Origin of the sequence: Edwardsiella tarda ATCC 15947 = NBRC 105688 (assembly GCF_003113495.2) — a bacterium.
GTDB lineage: Bacteria > Pseudomonadota > Gammaproteobacteria > Enterobacterales > Enterobacteriaceae > Edwardsiella > Edwardsiella tarda.
In genome coordinates this window covers 2071378-2083992 of record NZ_CP084506.1, presented here as the reverse complement: position 1 = coordinate 2083992, position 12615 = coordinate 2071378, and the positions used below count along the sequence as shown (strand labels likewise).

The 12615-nt window shown below is 58.5% G+C and carries 9 protein-coding genes; 7 read left to right on the top strand and 2 right to left on the bottom strand.

The annotated features are described in order from the left end of the window. The first annotated feature begins 57 nt into the window (after nucleotides 1-57). Entirely contained in the window at nucleotides 58-801 is a 744-nt protein-coding gene (locus DCL27_RS09665; RefSeq protein WP_005293218.1) for a MipA/OmpV family protein, read from the top strand. Between the two features lie 99 nt (nucleotides 802-900). Here the strand turns inward: DCL27_RS09665 and DCL27_RS09660 are convergent, their stop codons facing one another. Together DCL27_RS09660 and DCL27_RS09655 are read right to left on the bottom strand one after the other, a co-directional pair. Continuing rightward, nucleotides 901-3156 (bottom strand): TonB-dependent hemoglobin/transferrin/lactoferrin family receptor, encoded by a 2256-nt coding sequence (locus DCL27_RS09660; RefSeq protein WP_223931121.1) that lies wholly within the window; start codon nucleotides 3154-3156, stop codon nucleotides 901-903. 505 nt (nucleotides 3157-3661) lie between these two features. After that, on the bottom strand, nucleotides 3662-4546 hold the full coding sequence (locus tag DCL27_RS09655; RefSeq protein WP_035597271.1) for a D-hexose-6-phosphate mutarotase: 885 nt from the start codon (nucleotides 4544-4546) through the stop codon (nucleotides 3662-3664). 216 nt (nucleotides 4547-4762) lie between these two features. Between DCL27_RS09655 and DCL27_RS09650 the strand changes: the two genes are divergently transcribed. The 6 genes from DCL27_RS09650 (at nucleotide 4763) to DCL27_RS09625 (ending at nucleotide 12433) form a co-directional block, all read left to right on the top strand. Continuing rightward, on the top strand, nucleotides 4763-5425 hold the full coding sequence (locus DCL27_RS09650; RefSeq protein ID WP_223931122.1) for an NUDIX hydrolase: 663 nt from the start codon (nucleotides 4763-4765) through the stop codon (nucleotides 5423-5425). Between the two features lie 715 nt (nucleotides 5426-6140). Further along, complete coding sequence (locus tag DCL27_RS09645; protein WP_035600222.1) at nucleotides 6141-6782, top strand: fimbrial protein; 642 nt, start codon at nucleotides 6141-6143, stop codon at nucleotides 6780-6782. Between the two features lie 48 nt (nucleotides 6783-6830). Beyond that, nucleotides 6831-7502 (top strand): fimbrial protein, encoded by a 672-nt coding sequence (locus DCL27_RS09640; RefSeq protein ID WP_050979652.1) that lies wholly within the window; start codon nucleotides 6831-6833, stop codon nucleotides 7500-7502. A gap of 26 nt (nucleotides 7503-7528) precedes the next feature. Continuing rightward, complete coding sequence (locus DCL27_RS09635) at nucleotides 7529-8248, top strand: fimbrial biogenesis chaperone (RefSeq protein WP_005293236.1); 720 nt, start codon at nucleotides 7529-7531, stop codon at nucleotides 8246-8248. Nucleotides 8249-8267: 19 nt separating this feature from the next. Next, complete coding sequence (locus tag DCL27_RS09630) at nucleotides 8268-11285, top strand: fimbria/pilus outer membrane usher protein (protein ID WP_115377620.1); 3018 nt, start codon at nucleotides 8268-8270, stop codon at nucleotides 11283-11285. Further along, nucleotides 11282-12433: a fimbrial protein gene (locus DCL27_RS09625; RefSeq protein ID WP_035596799.1), complete on the top strand. Its 1152-nt coding sequence runs from the start codon at nucleotides 11282-11284 to the stop codon at nucleotides 12431-12433. The genes DCL27_RS09630 and DCL27_RS09625 overlap by 4 nt, the downstream gene beginning before the upstream one ends. Nucleotides 12434-12615 lie beyond the last annotated feature (182 nt).

Genomic DNA, 12615 nt, shown 5'->3' with positions numbered 1-12615 from the left:
CCAGTCTCTGAGTATAATCGTTCAACTTATTTTGATTTGTTATTGGATGATGTAAAGGTGAAAAAACGTACGCTCTGCGCGCTGGGTACCCTCTCCCTGCTTGTTAGCGCCGCCGCTCAGGCGGGTACCTGGTCTATTGGTGCTTCCGCCCTGGTTTCCCCGGATCCATACCGTGGAGAATCCGAGCGAGTTTATCCCGTGCCGATGGTGAATTACGACAGTGATGATTTCTATTTTCACAGCCTGACCGCGGGTTATTACCTGTGGAAAGATCAGCAGGATCAGCTGAGTGCGACCGTGTTTTATTCACCTTGGCGTTACCGCGCCAGCGACAGTGACGACTGGCGCATGAAGCGTCTGGATAACCGCTACGCCACCGTGATGGCCGGTTTGAGCTATAGCCACCACGAGAGCTGGGGGACACTGCGCGCCGCCTTCTCTGGCGACATCCTGGATAACAGCAATGGGTTGGTGGGGGATCTGGCCTACCTCTACACCTGGCGTCAGGGCGATTGGAGCTTCACGCCGGGCGTTGGGGTGACCTGGAACAGCGCCAACCAGAACAACTACTACTTCGGTGTCTCCGGCGACGAGTCACGCCGCAGCACGCTGGATCAGTACAGCCCGAAAAATAGCTGGTCGCCTTACCTGGAGCTGACTGCGCACTATCGCATCAACGCCAAGTGGAACGCCTTCTTCGCCGGCCGCTACGTCTCACTGAGCGACGAGATCACCAACAGCCCGATGATCAGCAAGGATTATACCGGCATGTTGTGGTCAGGGGTGACCTACACCTTCTAAGAGGGTGTCAGACGTTGCCAATCAGCGTAACAGGGTCGCCTCGGCGACCCTGTTTTCGTTGCCCGCCTCACCCGTTTGCCTCGGGCGTGGATGCGGAGATTAGAAGTAGAAGGAGATGTCGGCGGCGACGTTCCGCCCCGGCGCGGTGAAGCGCTGTAGACCCACTCTATCGCTATCTATCTGGTTGGTTGTGCCGAATTCCGGCAGGCTGCGTAGCGTATCCCAGGTGCTATATTTTCTATTCAACAGATTAAATACGCCGGCACGCAGCGAGATATTATCATTGATGTGATAATAGGCGGTGGTATCGAATACCACATAGCTCGCGCTCAGATAGGGCCAGGGGCGGCCATTATGGATGGCCTGGCTCGCGGTCTTCTTTGCCGCATAGGTCATAAAGAACTCTGCGCCATATTTCCCGCCGAGATCGCGATAGGCGAGGGAGGAGACCCATTTAACGGGTTGAATCGAGAGCAATGCGTTGCCATCGGCATCTTTCCCCCGGGCGTAGCTCACGCTATTACGCAGGCTATAGTTATCCTGCCCGCCAAGCGCCTTACTGAGGTGAAACTCGTTGCTCAGCTCCAGCCCCCAAACAGCCGCCGAGGCGACATTGGCATATTGCAGGTGATTCTGCGACAGGGTCGGCTTGTTCCAGCGTGAGGGATTGCTGGGATCGTACCAAGGATTGGGAACCTGCTTCTCGGTCTGCTTGAGATCGATAAAGTCGGTATATTTGGTGTAATAGGCGTTGATCTTATTCTGGAGCAGATCCCCCTGATAACTCAGGGCGATTTCGTTACTGAGGCCTTGCTCCTGCCTTAAGTTGGGATTCGGCTCGACACGGTTAGCCGCGATGCTATCGCCATAATCGAAATAGAGTTCCTGCGCCGTAGGAATACGGAACCCCTTACCGATCTTATACTGCAACGTATAGTTGGGAGTGATGGCATAATTGGCGCTCAGGGCCCACGACAGGGCGGAATAGCGGTTGGGTTGGGGATCGCTATCTTTCGCCAGGGATAATGGCCCCGCGTCGGGTTTATGCGTGACATGATCATAGCGGGCGCCGACGATAAAACTGAGCTTCTCGTCGGGCAGAGTGATCTCATCGACGAAGGTGGCATTGATATCGCGGCTAGAGACGGGGCGAATGATTTTTTTATCATCTAGGTAGGGTTGTTTGGGATTACCTAACCAGGTGATATCGGCATTGACATTATCAAAGCGTTTCGTGGCATATTGGCTGCGTAGCGTCAGATGATGACGTGTCGCCCATAATGACCAGGTATTGAATGAAATCTCGTTATTCAGATAGCGGCCATACTGAGTCAGGCGGCGGCTTTTCTCTTCGAAAATATCGCCATAATACCCTTGCTCAAAGTCTTCATAGATCGTGCTAAAGGCGGTCTGGTCGATCTTTTGCCAGTTAAACTCCGTTTTGACGGTGTCGATGTACGCGCTGGGTTGCCAGGTATCGGAGAAACTATAACGCCGCTTTTCCGCGACATCGTCGCCGGTGCGGTGATATTTGGAGAAGAGGTGCCACGACTTCTCATCGGTATAGTTTTTTTCTTTGGCGTATTCGACGGTAGCGCTGAGGGTGTGCGCATCGCCGAGCATGAGGTTGAACTTGGAGAGGAGCGACTGGCGCTTTCTCGTTTGCGGGTCTGGTGTACCACGGGCCCGGCCAAAGACGTCGTTCTCATGGCGGAAATTGTCGGTTTCATGGCCATTCCGATAGGTATAAAGCAGCATTCCCTCCAGCCAATCGCCGCTAAATGCACCGCCGAGAGTCTGCATCTTTTCGTCATTTTTCGAGCTGTAGGCGGTGCGGGAAACCAAACCGCTATTCCCCGAGCGGATCAGATCGCTGGGATCTTTGCTGACATATTGCACACCGCCACCCAAGGCGCCACTCCCCAGGAATAACGAGTCGGCTCCTTTCGTGATCAATACGCTTTTCAGTTGCTCGGTTTCGACGTTGTTAATGCTGCCGTTAAAATAGCCATATCCCTTGTAAATCAGGTTGTCGAAGGTTTCTCCCTGCGGTATGCCGTCGACGGAGATCGCGACGCGATCTTTATCGACGCCACGCATGCTATAGCCATTATTACCAAAACGCCCGTCGCTGGAGACGCCGACGTCGGGCAGGTGGCGGACAATATCCTGCATATCGAAAATCAGCTGATTCTCTATCTCATTCTGCGAGATGGCCGTCTCGTTGATTTTCTCCTCCTTCTTCTCGATGACATAAACGCTATCCTCGCTGTCTTTTTTCTCCGCTTCCGCCGCTTGGACGACCAGTGGAGAGCAGAAGGGGAGCAATAGAGTGAAAACTGTTCTTTTTATCATATACATAACCCAGAAGTATCAAAAGGTCATACATATTAATTGATAATGATAATTATTTGCAAGTGATCGATGGCAAGGTGGCCACACGTCGGTGCGGTGCGGGAAAATGGGTGAGGTGGCCGGTAAGGTGGTCGGTGGGGCGAACAGGAGGCGTCAGGCGAGTGACGAGGGGAAAGTGACTCAGTGGCCAAGGGCTTGCCCAAGAGGGCGGGGCGCGGGTGCAAGGCGTTAACCTGGCGAGCGTACCCTTCAGGGGGCGTTCCCCTCATGCCGTGGCGCAACGGGTACTGCCAGGGATGGCGCGAGGCCGGGAGCATTCGCGTCGGTGACCCGTCTGGCGTGGCTATCGCCGAGGGGGGCGATGGGCGGGATGGGCGCTTGTGACGGTGGGGAGAACAGGCGGTGAGGCAGCGTGGGGGTGAGAGAGGCACTGGCCATCCCGTTCTGGCCCGCGCCGTCGGCGGGGCGATCCCGGCGCCCACACCGGGGCGCCGGCGATGGAGCCTTAGCGTTGTGGGCGCAGGCGCAGGGTGGCGGCCAGGTGCGCCGGGTTGCCGTCGCTGGCCTGCATCGGCTGGCTGACACGGGCGGTCTCCACGCAGACCATGGTGTGGTAGCCCTCGTTCGGCATGTCGGCCATCGCGGCGGCGATTTCGCTCCACGGGTTCCAGGCGACCACATCGCTATGCTGGTGGTGATGGATCTCAATGCTACGCTGGAAGCCCTTATCGTGGATCACGCTAAAGGCTTCCGGTGCGGTATAGACCCGATCGGTACGGGCAGAGAAGGTTAGTGCTCCTTGCTGCACGCCCGCTTCGCCGCCATTCACCTTGTCGAGATAGGTGCTGCCCAGCCCGGAAACGGAGACGTCTTGGATGTCGGCGACGTTGAAGTAGCTGTGCAGGGCGGCCTGGCACTGGTAGTCGCCATAGGCGTCCAGCTCGATCGCACAGTGCTGGCCCAGGCGGTAACGGGCGATCAGGCTAAAGTCATGTGGCCAATACTTGCGTGAGGCATCGCTCGCCGTCAGGGTAAAGGTCAGGGTGACGCCCTGGGCGTCTTCGTCGTGTGCGCTAAAGGTCCATGGCAGGTTACGCGCGAAGCCGTGTGACGGGTAACCCTCTTGCTGCGCCGGGCCAAACCAAGGCCAGCAGATGGGTACACCGCCACGGATCGGCTCGCCGTGACGGAAGGCGGAGATGGGGGATAACCACAGTGCCGGTTGCTCACCGCTCGGTTGCCACAGCAGCAGATGAGCGCCTTGTAGGGCGACGGCGGCACGCACCAACGGGTGGTTGATGACCACGATGGGCAGCTCGTCCAGTTGGCGTAGGCTGATGTAGGGGGTCATCTGTTGTTCGACCGGCAAGGCAAAGATCTTCTCGGACATGCTCTGGGACATGGAACGGCTCCTTGATAAAAGCGGTACAGTAGACGGAAGTCGGCCGATTATCCCACCTTCGTCGCCGCGCCTCAATTGCGTTGCCTTTCTGACGCGAGCGTGATCCCATCTGTCACTCTGTCACTCTGTCACTCTGTCACTCTGTCACTCTGTCACTCTGTCACTCTGTCACTCTGTTCGCCGGAGACCTCATCTGAGCCCGCCATGGTGAGGTGCGCCATCATCGGCTCGCAGGCGCGCGGCATGCCGCTGGCTGCCATGGCCGCCTTATCCCGTGTATGCTATCTCCCTCGCCACGGTGGCGGGGTGCCGCCGCTCGCGCGCCCTGGGCGCTCAGCTCAGCAAGGCGGCCCCGCTATCCCCGAGGGGGAGAGGCATCACTGGAAATATGACGCGTCACGCGTGGCATCGCGTGCAGAGATAACGGGTTACTATCGAGGGGTCGGCCAAGTGAATAATCATGCTGTAGCGAAAGAGATTGATAAATTAGGCTGGGTTTATATTCAGGATAAAAAGATCCTGATGGCGCGCTCATACCATAAAGCGACCTACTATATTCCCGGTGGTAAGCGGGAGGCGGGCGAAAGCGATCAGGCCGCGCTCATTCGTGAGATTAAAGAAGAGCTCTCCGTCGATTTGCTAGCGGACAGCATCGTCTCTCTGGGGGAGTTTCGTGGACAGGCCGACGGGAAGCCCGCCGGTGTAAGGGTAAAGATACACTGTTTTCGCGGCGAATTTAGCGGAGAGCTCGCCGCCAATGCCGAAATCGAACATATCGCCTGGCTCACTTATGCCGATCGGGCGCGTTGCTCATTGGTCTCGGCAAAAATATTGGCGGCGTTAAACGCGCAGGGGCTGATTGATTAAATCGCGAGCCAAGCGATTTTCCCTCTGCGCTTTTCACGCCTTCTCCACTCTAGCGTTAATCGGGTAAGGCAAAGGGGGGCAGTAACGTGCCGCGGCGTGTAGCGGCCGCTTGCCCGGGATACCTGGCGCTGAGCGTGCGCCGGGCCATGCTGGCGGGCGATACGGGCAGGGGGCACCTGCGAGCGCCGGTTTTCGTGCCCACCTTCCTCGCCGCGCCATCTGCCACCTTGGGCCGGTTTATCCGGTGGCGGCCAGCGTGCGAAATAGGCTCACGATGAGGTGAGTGGGGCGAGTCGATGGAGGTAATGCGGCGAGGTCAGCGTGTGCGGATGCCCCCTGCGATGATGATTGAACAATAAAGATGACATGATGATGTCACCCTCCCGATTTTAATACTTATCTCACCGAGGCTTTAATCATTCGCAGATATTATAAAACAATTCATCTTATTTAAATTGCGATATTCATCAGGTGCAATGCATAAAATAAAAATCAATTATTATTAAGATGGATTTCATCCTTTATAGTGATTTAAATAATTGTGAAAGTGTAAAGTAAAAGTATTGCACCTAAGTTTTTGCTGAAATACAATGCCGAAAAATGACAATATTAATATAATAATGTCTCCTTAATGTCTTTATTCCCCGTAATAATAAATAGCTTTGATGTCATTGATGGTACAGCTTATTAACTCGCTAAAGAAAGGAGTCATGAAATGAAGCCAGTTTGGATAGGTGCTGGAATCTTGGTGTCGATGTTTTGGGTTGTGCCGCAATCCTTTGCCGATAATTCGGGGCTTGTGCGCTTTCAAGGGAAGCTGTCGAATACGACCTGCGGCGTGGATCTCCTCGACTGGAGCACGGAGCGCAGCGCTTCGACGGAGATGAATGTCTATGGCCAGCCGATGAGCGTCGCCACCATCCCCTTGCCTAAGGTGCCGACGTCAAGCCTGAACGAGCCGGGTAAGACGGCGGGCGAGGTGAAATTTAACCTGCGCTTAATCCGCTGTACACCAAACCTCCCGGAGAGTTTGAAGGCCTACTTCACCAGTAACCCCTTTACCGATACCCGCTCCGGCAATCTGATCAACGGAGGGACGGCGCGAAACGTACAGGTGCAGTTGTTGAGTGGCGGAAACAACTGGCAGCCGGTCCCCATTGGCGATAATAGCCAGATTGAAAATGGCAAGTTTTACACGAGGAGTGATTTAGTCTACGTCCCCGATCCGACCATGAATTCAGGGAAAGCGGGCGGCAATGTCTATATCTTGCCCTATGGCGCGCGCTATTACGCCACCGGGCAGGCGACGCCTGGTACGGTTAATACTATCGCTACCTTCAATATCATTTATCAGTAACCCTCGTAATCACACTGAGTAGTTTCATCGTCATCCAAGGAGAGAATAATGAAAGTCGTTAATGTTAAAAAAGGGATTGTGGCGGCAGCGACGGTAGCCAGCCTGTTCTCCGTGGCGCAACCGGCGAACGCGGTGGCGACCGGGGGATTGATCTATTTCACCGGGGAGTTGGTGTCCACCAGTTGTCAGGCGGCGGTGGCGGGTGATGACATCGGTGTGCCATCCGGCACCATCGGTGCGGAAGGTAGCCTGTATGAGAATTATAGCCAGGTGACCCTGCCTACCATCCCGATCACCGAGTTGAACGCCAGCGGCAAGACCGCCGGGCAGACCACCTTCCATATTATCGTCTGGGGCTGTAATGGGGTCGCCCCCGAGGGGGGGAGTGCGGACGAGGCCGGGTCGTCGGTTAAGGCTTTCTTCTCGGGGGGGCCCTTCGTTAACAGCCAGACAGGGCGGTTGAAAAACGCGCGCGAGGCACAGACGGCGACAGACGATCACGGGGCTGGGGCGCAACGCGTCGAGCTGGAACTGCTAGATGGTTCGCAGCACTTCCAAAAGATCAATATCGGCAATGGTGACCAGATTAGTGGTGGTTATGTCACCAGCCTGAACAGCGGCTATGCGGTGCTGCCCTATGCCGTGCGCTACTACGCGACCGGTGCCGCCGCTGCAGGGCTCGTCGAGTCGTTAGCCACCTACACCCTGGTTTATCAGTAATCCCTTGGCGGGGCTGAGGACTGACTATGAGCGTGATACGTTGTTTTACCACTCTAGCCGTACTCTGGGCGTTGCTGTCATCAGCCCACGCCAGCGTGCAGATCAATGGTACCCGGGTGATCTATAACGCCGATGCCCGTGATGTGAGCGTGCAACTGACCAACAGCGGCAAGTACCCGGTGTTGGTTCAATCCTGGCTGGACGATGGTGATCCCGATACGTTACCGGAGAAGGCGTCGGCGCCGTTCGCCTTAACCCCACCGTTGGCGCGTCTGCGAGAGGGGGGCGGGCAGACGTTGCGCCTGGCCTTCATCGCGACCCAGACGCCGCCAGCGGATCGGGAGAGTGTCTGGTGGCTGAATGTGCTGGAGATCCCGCCGGAGTCGGATAAGGGCGGTAATGAGTTGCAGCTCCAGCTTGCCTTTCGTTCCCGTATCAAGCTGTTTTACCGCCCGGCAGGGTTGAATGCCGAGCAGGCTAACAAGGCGGTGCGGCAACTACGCTGGCGTAGCGCGGGGAACACGCTGACGCTGCACAATCCCACCCCCTATTTTGTCTCACTGACCCGGGTTTCGATCAGTGGAGGCCCAAAGAGCCTAACGTTGGAAGCGGATATGGTGTCGCCCTATGGCGAGTTCTCCCTTGACCTACCCGCCGGGCGTACGCTCAACGGCCAGGAGAAGGTGGTAGTGGGTTACGTGAACGACTACGGGGCTTTCAATAGTCAACCGATCCAACATCAGTAGTCGCTGATCGAGGCAAAACATGCACAAGGCAAAAGTATTAGCTTATTGGCTATGGCCATGGGCGACGGGCTGCCTGTTGCCGTTAGTCAGCCTCGGTGTTGCTCACGCAGAGGTCGCGGAGTGGGCCCGCGCTCGGGCTCAGACGTTGCCTGCGGAAGAGGCGCCACCGATGGCCTTGGCGTCTGCCCGCTCATCCGCGTCATTATTCTCGGCGGGCGGCGAGAGTGGCCTGGCGCTGGCGGCCAACCCGGCAGAGTCTGGGGCGTCGCGTGCCTCCGCCTCGGCGGCGGGCGGCGAGAGTGGCCTGGCGCTGGCGGCCAACCCGGCGAAATCTGGGGCGTCGCGTGCCTCCGCCTCGGCGGCTGACGGCGAGAGTGGCCTGGCGCTGGCGGCCAACCCGGCGGAATCTGGGGCGTCGCGAGCCTCCGCCTCGGCGGCTGATGGCGAGAGTGGCCTGGCGCTGGCGGCCAACTCGGCGGAATCTGGGGCGTCGCGTGCCTCCACCTCGGCGGCGGGCGGCGAGAGTGGCCTGGCGCTGGCGGCCAATCCGGCGGAATCTGGGGCGTCGCGAGCCTCCGCCTCGGCGGCTGACGGCGATAGCGGCACGGCGTTGGCCGCCAATCCGGCTGGCCGCCGGGGGCATCTGGCCTTTAATACGGCCTTTCTTCAGTACTATGCCGGTAACGCCGATCTCAGCCAGTTCGATCAAGAGAGTGGGCTGATGCCAGGCGAATGGCTGGCGGATATTTACCTCAACGATGAGCAGGTGGGGCGCGAGAGCGTCATCCTGCGCCGTGGGGAGGAGGGGGGTGAGGTTAACATCTGCCTTAGCCCGGCGCTGCTGCGTAAACTCAACCTGACCGACGAGGCGATCGACGCCGACGCGTTGGCCGAGGCGGACTGCACCCCCGTAAGTTTAGCCATCCCGGCGGCGACGGCGGAATTCGATGCCGGCCGCCAACGCCTCACCCTCCATATTGCCCAGAAGTATGTGCAACACAGCGCCCGAGGCTATGTCCCGCCCGCGTTGTGGCAGGATGGCAGCACCGCCGCCTTCTTGGGTTACGCGTTCAATAGCTACTACGCCCATAACAATGGGATGAGCTACAACTCGCAGTATCTAGGCATCAACAGCGGCTTCAACATTGCCGGTTGGTATTTGCGTCACAACGGTTCGCTGAATCGCCAGTCGGGCAGCGGTAGCGAGTATCAGAGCCTGAATACTTGGCTCCAGCACGACATCGGCGCCCTGGGGGGGCGGCTGCTCGTCGGCGAAGGTTACACCTCGGGGCGGCTCTTCGACACCCTCGGCTACACCGGGGTGTCGTTGGTCAGCGATGAGCAGATGTTGCCCGCCTCGCGCCGCGACTATGCGCCGGAGATCCGGGGCATTGCGCGCGGTAATGCGCGCGTGACGGTGCGCCAGAACGGTAACCTGATCTATGAAACCAGCGTCCCGGCGGGCGAGTTCGTCATCGACGATCTCTACCCGATGGGCTACGGCGGCGATCTGGAGGTGACGGTGCGCGAGGCCGATGGGCGCGAGAGCACCAGCCTGGTGCCGTATGCGGCGGTAGCCGAGTTGCTCCGTCCCGGCGCCTTCCGTTACGAGCTGGTGGCGGGCCGCTACCGCACCGCGCAGAAACACAGCGATCAGCCCCTCTACCTGCTTACCTGGCAGCAGGGGATTAGCAACCTGCTGACGCTGTACGGCGGTACGCAACTGAGCGAGGGGTATCGCGCCTTCCTCGGCGGAGGCGCGCTCTCCACGCCGATCGGGGCTTGGGCGTTCGACGTTACCCACTCGGATGCGCATACCGGCAGCCAGGAGCTGACCGGGCAAAGTTACCGTGTCACTTATAATAAGTTTCTGCGCCAAACCGGGAGTTACATCGCCTTGGCGGCCTACCGCTTCTCTACCCAGAACTACCTGGACTTCGATCAGGCGATGGATTATCGCGATTGGTATGGTGGCGTGGGCATCGATCCCGTCTATCTCTGGCGCGAAAAGAGTCGCTTTAGCCTCTCGCTGAGCCAAGATCTGCCGACGGGCTGGGGGCAACTCTCCGCCAGCGCCTTGGCGCGCCACTGGTGGCACCGCACCGGGGCCGATCTCCAGTATCAGCTCGGTTGGTCGAGCGGCTGGCGGCGAGTCAATTGGTCGCTCAGCGCCTCGCGCAGTCGGATGATGAATGGCTTACAAGATAGCAATCTCTATCTCTCTTTCAGCGTGGCCCTCGGCGATCAGCACCCGTTAAGCCTGAGCAGTGGTTTCTCACGCGATGGCGAGGGGCATTACGGCGAGCAGCTGTCGTTAGCGGGCTCGTTGGGCGAGCGCCAGCAGATGAGCTGGAACGTCGGCGTGGATCATAACGACTACAGCGGCACCACGGGCAGTCTCAACGGCCAGTACACCGCCCCCTGGACCAGCCTGTCGGCTAACGCCAGCATTGGCAGCGAGACCCGCACCGTATCCGCCGGGCTCAACGGGGCGTTGGTGGCTCATCCGCGAGGGGTGACCTTTACCCCTTATAGCAGCGACGGCTATATCGTGGCGTCGGCACCGGGGGCGGCAGGCGCCGAGGTGACCAGCTATCCAGGGTTACAACTGGATTATTGGGGCAATGCGGCGATCCCGCTCTCCTCGGTCTATCAACGCAACCTGGTCACCCTCGACCCGACCCGAGTGGAGAATGTGGAAATGGATTCGACCATGCAGAGTGTGGTGCCACGTGCCGGCGCGGTGGTACTGGCCGACTTTGCCACCCGGCATGGCTATGCGTTGCTACTGCTGCCCTCATCGGCGGAGCAGGGGTTGCCCTTCGGCAGTACCATCACCGATGAGGCGGGCAATAACATGGGGATCGTTGGGCAGGGTGGCTTGTTATATGCCCGTGTCACCGAGACTCAGGGGCAGTTATTGGCGACCTGGAGCGAGGAGGGCAAGGCGCGTACCTGCGTGCTGCCTTACCGGATCGAGGATCTTGAGTCGAGTACGCCGCAACGTCAGCATTACCGCTGTGAGAGGTCACAATGAGACGACAACGCATACCCCGCTTGGCGCTTTGGGCACGCCTGCTGTTGGTGTTGGTGCTCCTGGGCCTGGCGCCAGCGCTTAGGGCGTCTTGCTATGGGGGAGGCTACCATCGCGTGGTGCCGTTAGGCTGGGGAGACTATAGCATCGGGGAGGATGCACCGATCGGCACGGTGTTCTATCGGCAGTTAGTGCATGGCGACTTACCCTATAGCATAAGCTGTAACACCGACAGCGTTCATAGCGGTCGTATGCAAGTTAACTTCCGGGTGGATGAGAAGAACTGGTCCGTCAACGGGGAGTTCATTGCGTCACCCGTCGCAGGGGTAGGCGTCCGCTTCCGCACTATGAGGGGAGATATATTCGGATCGTTGAGCAACCACTATACGATCACCTACCCCAGAGACAATCCGAGCACGATTGGGCCGGAGGAGACGTCGTTCATCGTCGAGTTTATTAAGACTGGCCCGGTTCCCGTGGGGGGAAGCTTCAGTGGTAGTAACCTGCCGATGGTGATCATCGAGGCCGCCACCGGAGGGGCGGATGACTGGAGTCCGGTAACCGAGATCGAGTTTATTGGCGACATGCGCCTGATGATCCACGCCGGGACCTGCCAGGTGGCGAATGACCGCTACACCTATACCTTTCCCAAGCAATTAGGGGCCGACTTCCCGGCGCTCGGCGCGACCAGCGAGTGGCTGGCGGCACCGGTGACGCTGCATCGATGCAGCGCCTTCACCCGTAGCCACCGTAATAATGGCGACTATGCCGAATCGACGGCGTCAGATCCTAACGCGATACTCGCCGAGGTGAGGGATGTGCACACCACGCCTAGCCGTGTGAAGCTGACTCTGTCGCCACAGACTGCGGTGCTGGATAGCAACAACGGCGTGATCGCTATTGAACAGGGGGAGGATGCTGCCATCGGTCTCGCTATTCAATTAGGGTGGAATAATGGTAGCGGCAGCTATCAGCCTCTGGCGTTAGCTAACGGGGTGGCCGAGTTGGTTGCCGAGCCCTCTCCCCCCGTCGGCGCCTATGACTCCACCGATTTCGTTTATCGCTTGGCTGCCCGCCTGATCCGCACCGGGGCGGCGCTGAAGGGGGGTAAAATCCGCGCCCAATTGACCTACACGGTCACCTATCTTTGAGCCAGGTCGTCGGGCAGGGCCCACATCAGGCCTCGGCCTGGCCGCTGCGGCATGGCGCGTGCCGCTCGGTCCCCTTAGCGCCAGCGTGTCGCCCCATTGCTCGCTGGTGTTAAGGCCTCCTATCATGCTAAACATAGGTAATGATCCCTATGGACTATTTATCTGAATAAACGCGATGAGGC

Coding starts and splice junctions, on each gene's coding strand:
- DCL27_RS09660 (WP_223931121.1), bottom strand. CDS start 3,156: ATGATAAAAAGAACAGTTTTCACTCTATTGCTCCCCTTCTGCTCTCCA.
- DCL27_RS09655 (WP_035597271.1), bottom strand. CDS start 4,546: ATGTCCGAGAAGATCTTTGCCTTGCCGGTCGAACAACAGATGACCCCC.
- DCL27_RS09650 (WP_223931122.1), top strand. CDS start 4,763: ATGGTGAGGTGCGCCATCATCGGCTCGCAGGCGCGCGGCATGCCGCTG.
- DCL27_RS09645 (WP_035600222.1), top strand. CDS start 6,141: ATGAAGCCAGTTTGGATAGGTGCTGGAATCTTGGTGTCGATGTTTTGG.
- DCL27_RS09640 (WP_050979652.1), top strand. CDS start 6,831: ATGAAAGTCGTTAATGTTAAAAAAGGGATTGTGGCGGCAGCGACGGTA.
- DCL27_RS09635 (WP_005293236.1), top strand. CDS start 7,529: ATGAGCGTGATACGTTGTTTTACCACTCTAGCCGTACTCTGGGCGTTG.
- DCL27_RS09630 (WP_115377620.1), top strand. CDS start 8,268: ATGCACAAGGCAAAAGTATTAGCTTATTGGCTATGGCCATGGGCGACG.
- DCL27_RS09625 (WP_035596799.1), top strand. CDS start 11,282: ATGAGACGACAACGCATACCCCGCTTGGCGCTTTGGGCACGCCTGCTG.